Genomic DNA, 16,055 nt, shown 5'->3' on the forward strand with positions numbered 1-16,055 from the left:
CGCCAGGAGGTACTCATGCCGACGAAAGACGTAAAGGTCCCGGCGAAGAATCCCGGCCGCAGCGCCGACCTCCGGCGGGCCGACGCATCCGAGGGCCTCCCACCGGACCGGCCCGAACAAATCCGGAACGTCGCCCTTGTAGGCCGCTCAGGATCAGGCAAGACCATGCTGACCGAGGCGCTGCTCGCCGCCACCGGTGCCATCTCACGCAAGGGCTCGATTGCGGACGGCACCACCGTCAGCGACTCGGAGCCGGCCGCGATCCACCAGCAACGCTCGGTGGCGCTTTCCGTGGTGCCCGTCGGGGCCGGCGGCGTCAAAGTGAACCTGCTCGACACCCCCGGGTATGTGGAGTTCCTCGGCGAGTTGCGCGCCGGACTGCGGGCCGCCGACGCGGCGCTTTTTGTCGTCTCGGCGCTGGACGATATCGACGCGGCCACCACCGCGCTCTGGGCCGAGTGCCAGCGGGCGCGGATGCCACGGGCGGTCGTGATCAGCCGCCTGGACCATCCCCGGGCGGACTTCGACGCTGCCCTCGCCCGGTGCCGGAGAGCCTTCGGCGACTCAGTGGTGCCCCTCTACCTGCCGGTCCGCACCGGAGCTGCCGTTACCGGATTGCTGGGGCTGCTCTCCGGCACCGTGTCGGAGCAGCGGCCGGACAATCCGATGCCGGCATTCCGGAACGCCGACGACGCCGAACGCGCCGCCGCAGAGGCTGCGCGGAGCGCGCTCATTGAGGGCATCATCGCCGAGAGCGAGGATGAGACGCTGATGGACCGGTATCTCGGGGGCGAGGACATCCCTCCGGAAACCCTGGTCAGCGATTTGGAGACGGCCGTGGCCCGAGGCTCGTTCCACCCGGTGCTGCCGACCTCCGCAGAGACCGGCGTCGGACTGGCAGAGGTGCTGGAGGTGGTGACGCGGGCGTTTCCGTCCCCGGCTGAGCGGGAACTGCCGGCGGTGACGGAGCTTGACGGTGCCCCGGCGGGACCCCTGGCCTGTGACCCTGCGGGGCCACTGGCCGGCGAGGTGGTGCGCACCACCACCGATGCGTTCCTGGGCCGGGTCTGCCTCGTCCGCCTCTTCTGCGGCACGCTGCGGGAAGATTCGGCCGTCCATGTGGGCGGGCGCGGCCTGGCGGACCGGGGACACGAGGACCACGACAGCGACGAGCGCGTCACGCACCTGTACTCTCCGCTGGGTTCGAGCCTGCGTCCGGTGCCGTACTGCGTGGCCGGAGACATCTGCGCGCTCACCAAGCTGGGTGTCGCCGAGACCGGCGACACCATTTCGGCCAAGGAGATGCCGCTCCTGGTCCAGCCGTGGGAGATGCCCGCACCATTGCTGCCCGTTGCCGTCGAGGCGGCCTCGCACGGCGACGAGGATGCCCTGGCCAAGAGTCTGGGCAAGGTCGCGGCCGGCGACCCGACGCTCCGGGTGGAGCGCAACTCCGAGACCCATCAACTGATCCTGTGGTGCATGGGCGAGGCGCACGCGGAGGTGGTCCTCGGCAGGCTGCGGGACCAGGGTGTCAACCTGCAGACGGTCGAGGTGGTGACACCGCTGCGGGAGACGTTTGCCGCCCCGGCGGCGGGCCACGGCCGGTACGTCAAGCAATCCGGCGGCCACGGCCAGTATGCCGTCTGCGACATCGAAGTCGAACCGCTCGAACGCGGTGCCGGCTTCGAGTTCGTCGACAAGACCGTGGGAGGGGTGATTCCGGGACCGTTCATCGCCTCGGTGGAAAAGGGTGTGCGGACCCAGATGCAGAAAGGGGTCTCCGCGGGCTTCCCGGTCGTCGACATCCGGGTGACGCTGGTCGGCGGCAAGACACACAGTGTGGACTCCTCGGATGCGGCCTTTCAGGCTGCCGGGGCGCTGGCCCTGCGGGAGGCCGCAGCGGCCGCGCGCATCCAACTGCTGGAACCCGTCTCCGCCGTGACAATCAGCGTTTCGGACGAGCACGTGGGTGCCGTGATGAGTGATTTGTCCTCCCACCGTGCCCGCCTGACCGGGACAACGTCCGCCGGGGGAGACGCCACCGAGATCGGAGCCGAAGTTCCGGACCAGGAACTCTTGCGGTACTCGATCGAGTTACGCGCCCTGACGTCCGGGAGCGGCCGCTTCAGCCGGAGCTACCTGCGGCACGAACCGGTGCCAGCAACCACAGCCCGTGCCGCCGGGAAGGCCTGAACCCGGCATACCGGCGAGCGAAGCCGGGCACTAGAGAAGTCGATCCGAATCACGCCGCGGCGCCGCAGGCTGGCCAGGTGGGACATGCCCTCCCCTCGGGTGAGGGGACGGGCATGTTGGCATTATGTCCGGTGCCGGCGGCCGGGACTGGGCATGTCCCGCGGAGCCGCAGACTGGCCAGGTGGGACATGTCCTTCCCTCGGGTGAGGGGATGGACATGTTGGCATTATGTCCGGTGCCGGCGGCCGGGACTGGGCATGTCCCGCGGAGCGTCAGGACGACGCCGGCGCCGTCCCGGCGGTTACGGTGGCCGAACCGTCCGGGGTCTGGTCCTCGCTGGGCTCGAGCCGGACAATCACCGCCTTGGAAACCGGGGTGTTGCTGCCTTCGGCCGTATGGTTGAGCGGCACCAGCACGTTGGCTTCGGGGTAGTAAGTTGCCGCGCAGCCACGGGCGGTGGGATAGGAGACCACCCGGAACTTGCGGAGTATGCGTTCCACGCCGTCCTTGTACTCGCCGCGGATGTCCACGAACATTCCGTCGGCCACGCCCAGCTCGGCAATGTCGTCCGGATTCACAAACACCACGTGGCGGCCCTTCTTGATGCCGCGGTAGCGGTCGTTGTGGCCGTAAATCGTGGTGTTGAACTGGTCGTGTGAGCGCATGCTCTGCAGAATCAGCGTGCCCTCCGGCCTCGCCACGTGCTCGAGTTCGTTGACGGTGAGCACGGCCTTGCCGGTGGGCGTCGGGAACGTACGGGAATCGCGCGGCCCGTTCGCCAGGATGAAGCCGCCTTCCTGCCGGATCCGCTCGTTGTAGTTCTCACAGCCGCCCACGACGCGCGAGATGTGGTCCCGGATGAGGTCGTAGTTCTTCTCAAAGCCATCCCAGTCGGCCTTGATCCGGCTGCCGACAACCGCATTGCCGAGGCGGCTGACGATCGCTGGCTCGGACAACAGATGGTGGGACACCGGCTCCACGCTGCCCCTGGAAGCGTGAACGGCGCAGACGGTGTCCTCGACGGACACGAACTGCTCCCCCGACTCCTGGATATCGATCTCGGTGCGGCCCATCGTGGGCAGGATCAGTGCTTCCGCACCGGTCACGGTATGGGACCTGTTGAGTTTCGTGGAGATCTGGACGGAGAGCTCGGTGTTCTGCATGGCCGACCAAGCCGCGTTGGTGTCCGAGATGGCACCGACGAAGTTGCCGCCGAGCGCCACGAAGGCCTTGATCCCGCCGTCGGCCATTTTGTTGATGGTTTCCACCGCGTCCACGCCGTGTTCGCGCGGCGGATCGAAACCGAACTCCTGGCCCAGGGCCTCCATGAACGACTGCGGCATCTGCTCCCAGATGCCCATGGTGCGGTCGCCCTGGACATTGCTGTGGCCTCGAATGGGGGAGGCACCCGCCCCGGGCTTGCCCATATTGCCGCGCAGCAGGAGCAGGTTGATCATCTCCTTGATCGTGGCCACGGCCTTCTTCTGCTGCGTGATGCCCATGGCCCAGGTGATGATCACCTTCTCGGCCTTCAGATACCGGGCGGCGAGCTCATCGATTTCCTCGGTGCGAAGCCCCGTCGCTTCCAGCACCGCCTGCTCGTCCAGCGCGCTGAGGTGCTCCTTGAGCTCTGCCAAGCCCTCGCAGTGTTCGGAGAGGAAGGCGTGGTCCAGGACGGTCCCCGGATTCCGGTCTTCGGCGTCGAGCACGCGCTTGGAGATGGCCTGCAGCAGAGCCATGTCCCCGCCGATGCGGATGTGCAGGAACTGGTCCGCGATCTCGGTGCCGCGGCCAATGATGCCCTTGACCTTCTGGGGGTTCTTGTACCGGCGGAGGCCGGCCTCCGGCAGGGGATTGACGGCGACAATCTCGCCGCCGTTTTCCTTGCACGCCTCCAGCTCGGTGAGCATGCGCGGGTGGTTGGTACCCGGGTTCTGGCCCATGATTATGATCAGGTCCGCTTTGGCGTAGTCGTCAAAGGAGACCGTGGCCTTGCCGATCCCGATGGTCTGCCCCATTGCCCAGCCTGAGGATTCGTGGCACATGTTGGAGCAGTCCGGCAGGTTGTTGGTGCCGTAGCCGCGGACGAACAGCTGGTAGAGGAACGCGGCCTCGTTGGAGGTCCTCCCGCTCGTGTAGAAGGCGGCTTCGTCGGGGGAGTCCAGGCTGGTGAGTTTGTCCGCGATGATCCGGATCGCCTCGTCCCAGCTGACCGGCTTGTAGTGGTCCTCGCCGGCGGGCTTGTGGACCGGTTCGGTGAGCCGGCCCTGCATGCCGAGCCAGTACTCCGAGCGGCTGCGCAGTTCGGTGACGGAGTGCTCCGCCCAGAAGTCTGAGGCGACGACCACCGGTGTTGCCTCCCAGGTGACGGCCTTGGCGCCGTTCTCGCAGAACTCGAACGCCTTGCGGTGGTGCGGATCCGGCCAGGCGCAGCTGGGGCAGTCGAAGCCGTCCTTCTGGTTCATCGCCATCACGGTCTTGCGGGTGCGGTTCAGACCCATGTGTTCGATTGCGGGTTTCATGGAGTGCAGGACGCCCGGGATTCCCGCGGCCCAGTCCTTCGGGCCATGGCCGACCTCCAGGTCCTTTTCGTCAGTTTCCTCCACTGGAGAATTCTTGCGCGTCACGTCGAACTTCCCTTCTGCAAACATCATGGGTTTGGATGGTGCGCTCATCTGCCACTACGCACCCTACCTTCACGGCTATTACAGGCCTACCAGCTTGTCCGGAGCGCCGCAAGGAAATCGCCGTCGACGGCGTCCTGGCGGTTCCGTAGCCCGGCCATCCGACGGCCGCCGCGCCGGCACGTACGCCCGATTTCAGCACCGAGCTCGTGAAACCGGGCACCCCCGCGGCAGTTAAATTTCCCGCGTGGCCGGGCCGCATGCTCCAAGTAGCCGGCAGGGTCCCCGGCGCTGTATTCGGGTAGCGGCTACTCGTGCCCAACGGAGGGTGAGCCTTCCCGGCCAGGCACGGGGGAGTCTCGGCAAAGCATTCCCGAGTAGGAACCCAGAAACGCGTTCATTCCGCTTACCTGCGTCCAGATTTCCGGACCGCGGTCAGGAGAGATAGTTACCACCCGGTTCAAGTTTTCCCGAAGAAATGCCCTGCACTGTTGCCCCATCATTCACTTCAAGAGGCAGGTGCGTAATGAATGTGTTCGCAAGCATGAAGGTCGAGGGTCAAAGACGCGTCTTTGGCAAGCCGACCCGGATAGTCGCGGCAGGGACAGCAATGGCGCTGCTCAGTTTCCTCGGACTCACGACGACGGCGGTGACAGCGGGCGCCGTAGTGGCGCCGGCTGGCCAGGGGTTCACCGTCAGCCCGTCTGATCTGGCATTTATCCTCAAGCAAATCAAGATCGCCGAAGCCCACGTGGCCAACACCACGTCCGCTACCGGCCCGTGCGGCGCCCTCATCGGCACCGGACCCAATCAGATGCCCAGCCCCCTCGTCTCCCAGGGGCTGCGGACGGTGGACGGCTCGTGCAACAACCTCCAGCCCGGCCAGGAAACGTTCGGCGCTGCCGATCAGACGTTCCCGCGCCTGACGACGCCCGTATTTAAGGCCGCCGAGGACTCTCCCGCAGCATTCGGGCCCAGTCATCCGACGAGCTATGCGCAAAAGAAGGGCTTGGTCTTCGATTCCGAGCCCCGCACCATCAGCAACCTGATTGTCGACCAGACCGCGAGCAATCCTGCCGCAGTAGCAGCCGCCGGCAATCCGGTGCGGACCCAGGGCAACACCGGCGTTGTCCCGTGCCCCGCAACCCCGCCGGCCACAGAATGTGTCCCGGCGGGAGAGACCCTGTTCATCCCGAACGTGACTACCGACGTCGGCCTCTCCCCGCCCTACAACTCCCTCTTCACCCTGTTCGGCCAGTTCTTCGACCACGGTGTGGACCAGACGGTCAAGAGCGGCGGAACGGTATTTGTCCCCCTCAAGGACGATGATCCGCTGATCCCCGGCCCGGACCACATCCTCCTGGACGACCCGGCAACGCCAGTGGACGAGTCCGCCGACAATCTGCGGCCGGAGTTGCGCTTCATGGTGCTGACCCGCGGCCAGAACCAGCCCGGCCCGGACGGCATCGCTGGCGACAATCCCGCGACCACCACTGTCGACGAAAGCGCCGACGATATCCAGAATGCGACCAACACGGACACGCCGTTCGTTGATCAGAGCCAGACCTACACGTCCCACCCCTCCCACCAGGTGTTCCTGCGGCAGTACGCCAACAACCCCGCCGGCAACCCGGTCTCCACCGGCAAGCTGCTCGGCGGCCCGGCCGGAATCATCGACGGTAAGAAGACCGACGGTGGAATGGCCACATGGGCCATCGTGAAGGAACAGGCCCGAACCCTTCTCGGCCTCCAGCTCGAGGACAAGGACGTCACGAACGTCCCCATGATCGCCGCAGACCCTTACGGCAAGTTCATTCCCGGCGCCAACGGACTGCCGCAGTATGTCACGGCGTCCGGATTGGTGGAAGGCAACCTTGCCGTCCCCGTGAAGGTTCCCGCCGATGTGAAGCACTTCGACACGCCCTTCCTGACCGACATCGCGCACAATGCGGAACCGGGCACGCCCTGCGTCACTCCTGTCGGTACCGAGCCTCGGGACCCGGCGGGTTGCCTGTATCCCGATACCGACACAACGGCCTCGGCAGATTTCGCCCATCAGCCCGCAGGCACCTACGACGACGAAATGCTCGACGCTCACTTCGCCGCCGGTGACGGCCGCGTCAACGAGAACATCGGGCTGACCACAATCCACCAGGTGTTCCACTCGGAGCACGACCGGCTCGTCGACGACATCAAGAGGGTGCTGACCACCGACACGTCGACCAGCGGGGTTGCTGCCCTGCCCGAATGGCAGTCGGCATCGGGCGCGGCCAACTGGAACGGAGAACGTCTTTTCCAGGCTGCACGGTTCATCACCGAGATGGAATACCAGCACCTGGTGTTCGAGGAATTCGCCCGGAAGATCCAGCCGGCGATCAACCCCTTCCAGCCGTTCGCGTTCACGCAGACGGAACTCAACCCGGCGGTCAAGGCCGAGTTTGCGCATGCCGTCTACCGCTTCGGTCACTCCATGCTGACCGAGACGATCTCCCGCAGAAACGAGGACACGGCCGGCCCCGACACAATCTTCGGTAACGCCGATGACGTCCGCGGGACCACGAATGACATCTCGCTGCTCCACGGCTTCCTCAACCCGCCGGAGTACACCAATGGCGGCTCCGCAGGCGAGCTGACGTCCGAAGAGGCTGCCGGCAGCGTCATCATGGGCATGTCCGACCAGGTCGGCAACGAGCTGGACGAGTTTGTAACGGATACGCTCCGCAACAACCTGCTGGGCCTCCCCCTGGACCTCCCGACCATCAACATGACCAGGGCGCGGTCCGAGGGCATCCCGCGGCTGAATCCCCTGCGCAAGGAAATCTTCAACGCAACCAACGACGGCCAGCTCAAGCCCTACGTCAACTGGGTTGATTTCGGCGAGAACCTCAAGCACCCGGAGTCACTCATCAACTTCGTGGCGGCCTACGGTCAGCACCCATCGATCACCGGCGCTGGTCCGGATGCGATCTTGGGGAATGCCGACGACGTTCCGGTAACCCTGGCCTCTCGGCGGGAGGCTGCAAGGTTGATCGTCAACCCCAACGCCCTTGCCGGCGACGTCGCCCCTGCTGACGCCGCGGCGTTCATGAACAGCACGGACGCGTGGGCCAACACCGGTGCCCGGTCGACCACCGGCCTGGACGACATCGACCTCTGGGTCGGCGGCCTTGCCGAGCGGACGAACCTCTTCGGCGGACTGCTCGGCAGCACCTTCAACTACGTGTTCGAGAAGCAACTCACGGACCTTCAGAACGGCGACCGCCTCTACTACCTCGCGCGGACACCGGGCATGAACCTGCGGGCCCAGCTTGAGGGCAACTCGTTCTCCGAGATGATGATGCGTAACACGAATGTCCACACGCTCAAGGCGGATGCGTTCGCCACGGCGGACTGCAAGTTCGAACTGAAAAAGCTGGCCGGAACACCGGCGGGCTTTGCCCAGGACGGTAACAAGGTTCTAGACGACCCGGACTCGGAATGCAGCGAGCCGGATCTGCTGCTCCGCCAGCCCGACGGCACCATCAAGTACCGCGCGCGGAACACCCTGGACCCCACCGGCATTAACGGCCAAAGCGTCTACAACGGCACTGACGGCGTCGACCGGATCTACGGCGGCAACGACAACGACACGTTCTGGGGTGGCGCCGGCAACGACATCATCGAAGGTGGTGACGGAGCCGACATCGCCCTGGGCGGGGAAGGCGACGACATCATCACCGATATCGCCGGCGACGACGTCCCCAAGGGTGGTCCCGGTAACGATGCCATCGACGCCGGACCCGGACTGGACATCGTGATGGGCGGCGACGGCAACGACTTCACCAACGGCGGAGCCAACATCAACGAAACGTTCGCCGGCGCCGGTGACGACTTCGTCATCGCCGGACAGGGTGAAGACGCCGTCTTCGGTGACAGCGGCAATGACTGGGAAGAGGGCGGTGACCAGCCGGACCTCCTGCAGGGGGACAGCGGCAACCTGTTCTTCCTGGACGACTCCCAGACACCAGGTCACGACATCCTGATCGGCCAGGGCGGTGACGACGACTACGACATGGAAGGCGGCGACGACGTCGGTGTCGCCGGTCCGGGCATCGAGAAGGTTGCCGGCGCTTCCGGTTATGACTGGGAAATCGGCGTCGGCGATCCACAGCCGCAGGACGCTGACCTGGCCCTCCCGATCCCGCCGCTGGGTATCCTCCAGGTTGGCGTCAGGGACAAGTTCAACGAAGTGGAAGCGTTGTCCGGCGGGGACCTCAACGACACCCTCCGCGGCGACAGCCTCGTTCCAAGCGCCGTGGGTGGCGCCGGGTTCATCGGCTGCGACGTGCTGGACCAGGCGGGCCTTGACCGGGTTGCCGGGCTCGACGCGCTGGTGCCGCCGTTGAACACTCCGCTGGCTTCCGTAGTAGCGGCGTCGGCATCGGGCAACTGCCCGCTCCTGAGCGGACCGAACGTCTGGGGCGATGGCAACATCCTCCTGGGCGGCGGCGGAAGTGACGTGATCGAGGGACGCGGCGGTGACGACATCATCGACGGCGACGCCTACTTCAACGTCCGTCTGAGCGTTCGGAATGCGGCTGATCCGACAATTGAAATCGGCAGTGCAGCAGTGACCGGACCAGGGCAGAGCGCCATGGCCAGTCAGTACCTTCGTGACGGCGCCGGTGCACTTACCGGGCCGACGCTCCAGGAAGCTGTCTTTGCCGGTACCGTCAACCCCGGAAACATCGTGGCCGTCCGTGAGATCCTGAACGGCTCCGGCGGAACCGATTCAGCGGTCTTCTCCGGCCCGCAGGCGAACTACACGGTCACCACGACCCCTGTCGGCGCCACCCTCGGCTCGCCGGGCTCGACCACCACGGTAGTCGACAACGTCGGAACCGATGGGACGGACACCCTCCGCAACATCGAAGTCCTCCAGTTCGCCGACACGGTTGTTCCCAACGCACCGGTCATCGGCACCGCAACGGCCGGCAACGGCCGGGCAACCGTCAACTGGACGGCTCCCACCGTCGGAATCGCCAGCAGCTTCTCCGTGAAGGTGTTGGACGTAACGACGAACCCGGCCGGCGTCCAGGTCGGGGCCCTGCGCCCCGCTCCCTCTGGCGCTACCAGCCTGCTGGTAGACGGTCTGACCAACGGATCCTCTTATAGGTTCCAGGTCCTGGCCACCAACGCACTCGGTGACAGCCCGTTCTCGGCGGTTTCCAACTCGGTGACGCCGTCGCCGACTGCGGAAGCAACCGCCCCGGGTGCCCCGGCTATCGGAACGGCTACGGCAGGGGCTGCTTCGGCAACCCTCACGTGGACCGCCCCCGCCTCTGACGGTGGATCCCCGATCACCGGCTACCGGGTGCAGGCCTTCACCGGAACAACGGTGGCCGCTACCCAGACGGTCACCGGGAACGTCGGCACGGTCGTGGTCACCGGGCTCACCAACGGCACGGAGTACACGTTCGACGTGGCAGCCATCAACGCCGTCGGGACGGGAGCCGCCTCGGCTGCTTCCAACCTTGCGACACCGGCGACCCTCGCCGGGGCCCCGACCATCGGTACGGCCACGGCCGGGAACGCTTCGGCGACCCTGACCTGGACCGCCCCGGCCTCCAACGGCGGTTCGGCGATCACCGGCTACCGCGTGCAGGCCTTCGCCGGCACAACGCTGGCCAGGACCCAGACGGTCACCGGAAACGTCGGCACCGTCGTGGTCACCGGGCTCACCAATGGCACGGCGTACACGTTCAATGTGGCAGCCACCAACGGCGTCGGAACGGGAGCAGCCTCGGCTGCTTCCAACCTCGTCACTCCGGCGACTATCGCCGGTAATCCGACGATTGGTACGGCCACCGCCGGGAATGCTTCGGCAACCCTGACCTGGACCGCACCGGCCGCAAACGGCGGGTCGGCGATCACCGGTTACCGCGTTCGGGCCTTCGCCGGCACAACGGTGGTCAGGACCCAGGCGGTCACCGGGAACGTCGGCACCGTCGTCGTCACCGGGCTCACCAATGGCACGGCGTACACGTTCGATGTGGCAGCCACCAACGGCGTCGGCACGGGTGCAGCTTCGGCGAGGACGGCTACGGCCGTAACCCCCCGCACGGAGTTTGTGCTTCCGACGATTACGGCACGGACCCCGGCAACGGGTGCCCGTTCGGTAAGCCAGGTAGCCGACCTCACGGCAACCTTCAGCGAACCGGTCACCGGAGTCAACGGCAGCACCTTCGTACTCCGGCAGGGCACAACGGTGATCACCGCCGTAGTGACCTACAACGCCACGACCCGGGTTGCAACGTTGAACCCGACCGCGACGCTGCTTGCCGACCGGACGTACACGGCCACAATGTCCGGAGTCCGTGACACAGCGGGAAACACGATGACGGCGAGCAGTTGGTCGTTCCTCACCGGCCCGGCGCCAACGATCACGGCCCAGTCGGCCCTGACCGGGGTCCGCCGGAACAGCAACATTACGGCGACCTTCAGTGAGATCATCACCGGGTTCTCGCCGACCACGGTTCGGGTCACCAATCTGACCACGAACAACGTCATCACCACCACGATCGGGTTCAACCCCCTGACCCGGGTGCTGACGATTGATCCCGCCACCACCCTGGTCGCGAACACGCAGTACCGCGTCCAGATCACAGGCGGTACGGCGGCTGTACGGGATACGGCCGGGAACCCGCTGGTCACCCGGACGTGGACCATCACAACCGGATTTGCGCTCTGACACCAGCAGTAAGAGTTTGCCGGCTGGCGGGTCTCCAACGGCCCGCCAGCCGGCATCCTCATTTGTCCGAAGGTTCACCTTCGGCACGTTATTCAGTCCTATTTCCCCATATTGGAGGGGCCATGACGACACGACGAGAACTCTTGAAACTGGGTGCTGTGGGCGCACTCGGCCTGGCGGGGATGAAGAACGGCGACGACGACGCCCCCTCGACGGCCCCGGCCACCGCCAGCCTGCTGGCACCCCAGAACATGCCCATCCCCTACGCGGGAGTCTTCCGGCGTCCGCCGGAGCTGACGCCTTTTGATTCGGGCTACGACGACGGCGATCCGGCGCGGCCCTATGCGCGCTACGCCCTCACCCAGAAGCTTGGCCAGGCGCAGTTCGTCCCCGGACTGAACACCACCGTGGCCGGCTATGACGGCATCTTCCCCGGCCCGACGATCCGCGCCGTCCAGGGCACGAGGACCGAGGTGCGGATCCGCAACGCCCTGCCCGCGCGTGGCGTGCTTCAGCCGGGTGCCTTCGACACGGTCACCCACCTGCACGGCTCGGCGTCGCTGCCGCAGTACGACGGCTACGCCAACGACTTCACCGCGCCCGGCAATGTCAAGAACTACCGTTATCCGAACTGGCAGACGGCCAGGACGCTGTGGTATCACGACCACAAGCACCACATCACGGCCCAGAACGTGTACTCGGGGCTCGCCGGCTTCTACCCCCTGACCGACAAGTACGAGAGCGCCCAGTTGCCGCAGGGTGAGTTCGACGTGCCGCTGATGATCTCGGACGCGATGTTCAACGCGGACGGATCCCTCGGCTACAACGACAACGGCCACAACGGTCTGTGGGGCGACATCATCATGGTTAACGGCGTGCCATGGCCGACTATGAAGGTCAAGCCCCGGATCTACCGTTTCCGGGTCCTGATCGCCTCGATTACTCGGTCCTACCGCCCGACGCTTTCCACCGGGGAGCCGGTCTACGTGGTGGGGACCGACGCCGGCATGGTTCCGGTGGTCCAGGCGGTCAAGTCCTGGCGCCAAGGCACCGCCGAGCGGTACGAAGTGCTGATCGACTTCCGCCGGTACCGGCGCGGGCAAATGATCGAGCTGCGCAACCTGAGCAATAAGAACAACGTCAATTTCGCCAATACCGGGAAGATCATGCGCTTCGAGGTGGTCGAGGACTCCGGATCCGCCACCGGTTCCATCTCCAGTATCCCGGCGACGCTGGAGGACGGCGGCGCGGTCAACGCAGCCATGGGTGCCGTAGCCACCATGAAGCTGACCCCGGACATGGCCGTGGTAAAACGCGACCTCAAAGTGCTGCGGGCGAACGGGCAGTGGACCATCAATGGTGTCACCTGGGCGGACGTGGAGAAGTCCGGGTTGACTAAGTTGTTCGGCAATCCAAAGCCTTATGACATCGAGCAATGGACTATCACAAATGCTTCCGGAGGCTGGTTCCACCCCGTCCACATCCACTTGATAGACGCCAAGATCATTGGCCGGAACACCAACGGCGGCAAGCCGTTCCCCTGGGAAACCGGACCCAAAGACGTCTTCTATGCGGGCGAGAACGAGTCGATCACCGCGCTCATGCAGTTCGACACGGGTAAGGAGCGGGGCGGGCGGTACATGGTCCACTGCCACAACCTGGTGCACGAGGACCACGACATGATGGTCCAGTTCGCCGTGGGCGACTACAGGACCAACGACCCCGTGACCTCCGACCCGCCCGTCCTGGATACGTCCCCGGCCGACGCCTTTCCGCCGGTGTACCGGCCCGGCCTGCCGCCCGGGACCTGAGATGGGCCGGATCGGAAAAACGGCGGCAGCCGCCCTGCTCGTGCTGGCAATCAGTGCCTGCACGGGCGGGACGCCGGACCCGGCCGCATCTCCGGGCCCGACGGCCGCGGCACCGGCCGGCGCCGTCAACTCCACCGCAGCGGACCCGGCCGGGCCGGCCAGCGGCGAGGCCGCCTCGCTCGAGACCGGTGCCGACGTCGGGAACGGCCGGCCGGCCAGCAGCCACGACGGGCTCATGGTGCGGCGCCGCCTGGTCATCGCCGTCCACCCCACCGCGGACGCTGATCCGGCCGCGCTGCGTCAGCAGCTAGACCGGACAGCCGCCGCACAAGGCATGGTCTTCTCCGACATCTCGCCCGATGTACTGGATCCCGTCGTCCTGGAACACGTCGTCCCGGAGGTGATCGTGGCACTCCCACCCGAAGGCACGCATGAGGAGGCTGATGCACTGGCCGGGCTTGCCTTCGGACCTGTGGGTTCGTTTACCGGCGTCGAGCATGTCCATGTCGGGTCAGTGCTCGTCCACGACCTGCAGTTCAGGATCGGGTCCGCGGACCCGGCCGCGCTGGCGGAGACGATCGCCAGCGAAGGGATCCTCTCGGACGCGCTCGGAAACTATTCCACGTCGCTTGACGGCGGCGCATTGACCGTGGGCTACACCGGACCCTTGCTCAGCGACGAGTTGGTGGAGGCGGTCCGGGAGGGCATGGCCCGCGGCGCGGGTGTTGGCCCCGGGGAGGTCGAGCTCGCCCCGCGTTCGGCCACCGGGGAAGGAGTGGACCTGTCCGCGGAGCCGGAGCCGGCGGAGACCGAGGGCGCGCACGCTTCGGGCCGCGACGATTCCGGGCATTGACCGCGTTCGTGGCCGGCCGGAGGGAGTATTCCCCTACCGGCCGGCCACGAGCCTGTCCCGGATTTCCCGGCGCAGCACCTTCCCGATCAGGGAGCGGGGCAGCTCATCGAGCACGACCACGCGCCGCGGCACCTTGTAAGCAGTCAGGTGCCGCCGGGCGAAGGCCAGCAGCGCATCCGGATCGAATGTGGTGCCCGGGACGGGGACGACGGCCGCCACCACATCTTCGCCGCCGCCCGCGCGGGGCAACCCGACGACGGAAACCTCCTCAAGGCCCGGGAAAGTGACGAGCACGTCTTCGATCTCGCTGGGCGAGACGTTGAACCCTCCCGTGATGATCAGTTCCTTGATCCGGTCCCGGATCGTCACGAAGTAGTCCTTATCTACGGAGACGATGTCGCCGGTGCGGAACCAGCCGCCGTCGAGCAGCGCCTCCTCGGTTTCATCCGGCCGGTTCCAGTATCCGGAGAAGACCTGGGGGCCGCGGATGAGCAATTCTCCCTCGTCGCCCGGGGCACGGTCGACCGCGACATTCTTCGGATCCACCACCCGGATATCGGTCAGCGGGAACGGCACTCCCACGGTGCCCGGTTTCCGGCTGGAACCAAAGGGATTGCCCAGCGCGATAGGGGACGTTTCGGTCAGTCCGTAGCCCTCGATCAGGTACCCGCCGGTAGCCTTCTCCCAGGTCTCCACTGTCGCCGTCGGCAGGTTCATGGCCCCGGAGATGGAGAAGCGGATGCTCTCGAGCCCGACGCCGCGCTCCGCCGCCGCAGCGGCGATCCGGTCGTAGATCGGCGGGACCGCCGGCAGGAAGGTGGCCGGCGACTTCCTGAGCGCCTTCAGCACCAGCTCGACGTCGAACTTCGGGAACAGCACCAACTTCGCGCCGATGCTGAGGGCGAAGGTCATGCAGAGAGTCAGTCCGTAGGCGTGGAACATGGGCAGCACCGCGTACACGGTTTCCCGGCCGTCCCGGAGCCCCGGCACCCACGCCCGGCCCTGGGCGGCGTTGGCCTGCAGATTGGCGTGCGTGAGCATGGCGCCCTTGGGCAGGCCCGTGGTGCCGCTCGTGTACTGCAGGACCGCCAGGTCCTGGGGTGCAGGACGGGGGTGTTTCTTCTTCAACTCGCCGGCCTCCAGGAGCTTCCGCCAGGGCAGGACCAGAGGGCGCCCCCGCTTCTGGGTGGTGTTCTTCCCGGCGGCCAGGGCTGCGCGGGCTTTCCGCGCCGCGGGCACAGGGAGCCGGAGTGCCAACCGCTGGAGCAGCGGCATCGCCGGGATCAGCTCGACCGAGATGATGGTCCGGAGCCCGACGTCGGGCGGCAACTGACTCACTCGCTGCACCGCCTTGTCCCAGACGATCGCCACGGTGGCGCCATGGTCTTCGAACTGGTGGCGCAGCTCCCGGTCCGTATATAGGGGATTGTGCTCCACAACGATCGCGCCCAGCCGCAGCACGGCATGGAAGGCAATGATGTGCTGAGGACAGTTCGGCAGGACGAGGGCCACCCGGTCACCGGCCTTGACGCCAAGTTTCTTGAGTCCGGCGGCGGCCCGGCTGATAAGCGCGCCCAATTCCCGGTAGCTGGTGCGTGCCCCGAAGAACTCCAGGGCCGTCTTGGAGCCGAAGCGCCGCACGGAGGAATCCATAATGTGTCCTTGCCACTGGAATGCGCCGGTGCGGTTCGCGAGCCGAAAAGCCTGCCGGAAAAATCCTATCGGTGCGTCGACCAGGGCTCATGCTGGTGCTCCGGGGCCCCCTGTTAGCTAGGAGGGGCCCGGACATGCGCCCGGACGCGGCCGCGATCCGGTGTCACGGAAGAATCCGGGCCCGGAAAAGT

Annotated in this window: 6 protein-coding genes; 4 read left to right on the plus strand and 2 right to left on the minus strand. The window is 66.3% G+C overall.

What is annotated here, in order from left to right:
- The first annotated feature begins 15 nt into the window (after nt 1-15).
- A complete protein-coding gene (locus tag ACVWZ8_RS18040) occupies nt 16-2,193 on the plus strand; it encodes an elongation factor G-like protein EF-G2 (RefSeq protein WP_456505390.1) in 2,178 nt (725 codons plus the stop codon).
- 272 nt (nt 2,194-2,465) lie between these two features.
- Here ACVWZ8_RS18040 and ACVWZ8_RS18045 read toward each other — a convergent pair whose 3' ends face one another.
- Nucleotides 2,466-4,844 (minus strand): FdhF/YdeP family oxidoreductase, encoded by a 2,379-nt coding sequence (locus tag ACVWZ8_RS18045; protein ID WP_426979919.1) that lies wholly within the window; start codon nt 4,842-4,844, stop codon nt 2,466-2,468.
- Between the two features lie 499 nt (nt 4,845-5,343).
- Here ACVWZ8_RS18045 and ACVWZ8_RS18050 point away from each other — a divergent pair, with 499 nt between their 5' ends.
- From ACVWZ8_RS18050 to ACVWZ8_RS18060, 3 genes are all read left to right on the plus strand, one after another.
- Entirely contained in the window at nt 5,344-11,547 is a 6,204-nt protein-coding gene (locus ACVWZ8_RS18050; protein WP_456505391.1) for a peroxidase family protein, read from the plus strand.
- A gap of 122 nt (nt 11,548-11,669) precedes the next feature.
- On the plus strand, nt 11,670-13,358 hold the full coding sequence (locus ACVWZ8_RS18055) for a multicopper oxidase family protein (protein ID WP_456505392.1): 1,689 nt from the start codon (nt 11,670-11,672) through the stop codon (nt 13,356-13,358).
- Between the two features lies 1 nt (nt 13,359).
- Nucleotides 13,360-14,211 (plus strand): hypothetical protein, encoded by an 852-nt coding sequence (locus ACVWZ8_RS18060; protein WP_456505393.1) that lies wholly within the window; start codon nt 13,360-13,362, stop codon nt 14,209-14,211.
- A 33-nt stretch (nt 14,212-14,244) separates the two neighbouring features.
- Here ACVWZ8_RS18060 and ACVWZ8_RS18065 read toward each other — a convergent pair whose 3' ends face one another.
- Nucleotides 14,245-15,864 (minus strand): long-chain-fatty-acid--CoA ligase, encoded by a 1,620-nt coding sequence (locus tag ACVWZ8_RS18065; protein WP_456505394.1) that lies wholly within the window; start codon nt 15,862-15,864, stop codon nt 14,245-14,247.
- Between the last annotated feature and the right edge of the window lie 191 nt (nt 15,865-16,055).

The organism is Arthrobacter sp. UYCu723 (assembly GCF_054059215.1).

Coding starts and splice junctions, on each gene's coding strand:
- ACVWZ8_RS18040 (WP_456505390.1), top strand. CDS start 16: ATGCCGACGAAAGACGTAAAGGTCCCGGCGAAGAATCCCGGCCGCAGC.
- ACVWZ8_RS18065 (WP_456505394.1), bottom strand. CDS start 15,864: ATGGATTCCTCCGTGCGGCGCTTCGGCTCCAAGACGGCCCTGGAGTTC.
- ACVWZ8_RS18060 (WP_456505393.1), top strand. CDS start 13,360: ATGGGCCGGATCGGAAAAACGGCGGCAGCCGCCCTGCTCGTGCTGGCA.
- ACVWZ8_RS18055 (WP_456505392.1), top strand. CDS start 11,670: ATGACGACACGACGAGAACTCTTGAAACTGGGTGCTGTGGGCGCACTC.
- ACVWZ8_RS18050 (WP_456505391.1), top strand. CDS start 5,344: ATGAATGTGTTCGCAAGCATGAAGGTCGAGGGTCAAAGACGCGTCTTT.
- ACVWZ8_RS18045 (WP_426979919.1), bottom strand. CDS start 4,844: ATGTTTGCAGAAGGGAAGTTCGACGTGACGCGCAAGAATTCTCCAGTG.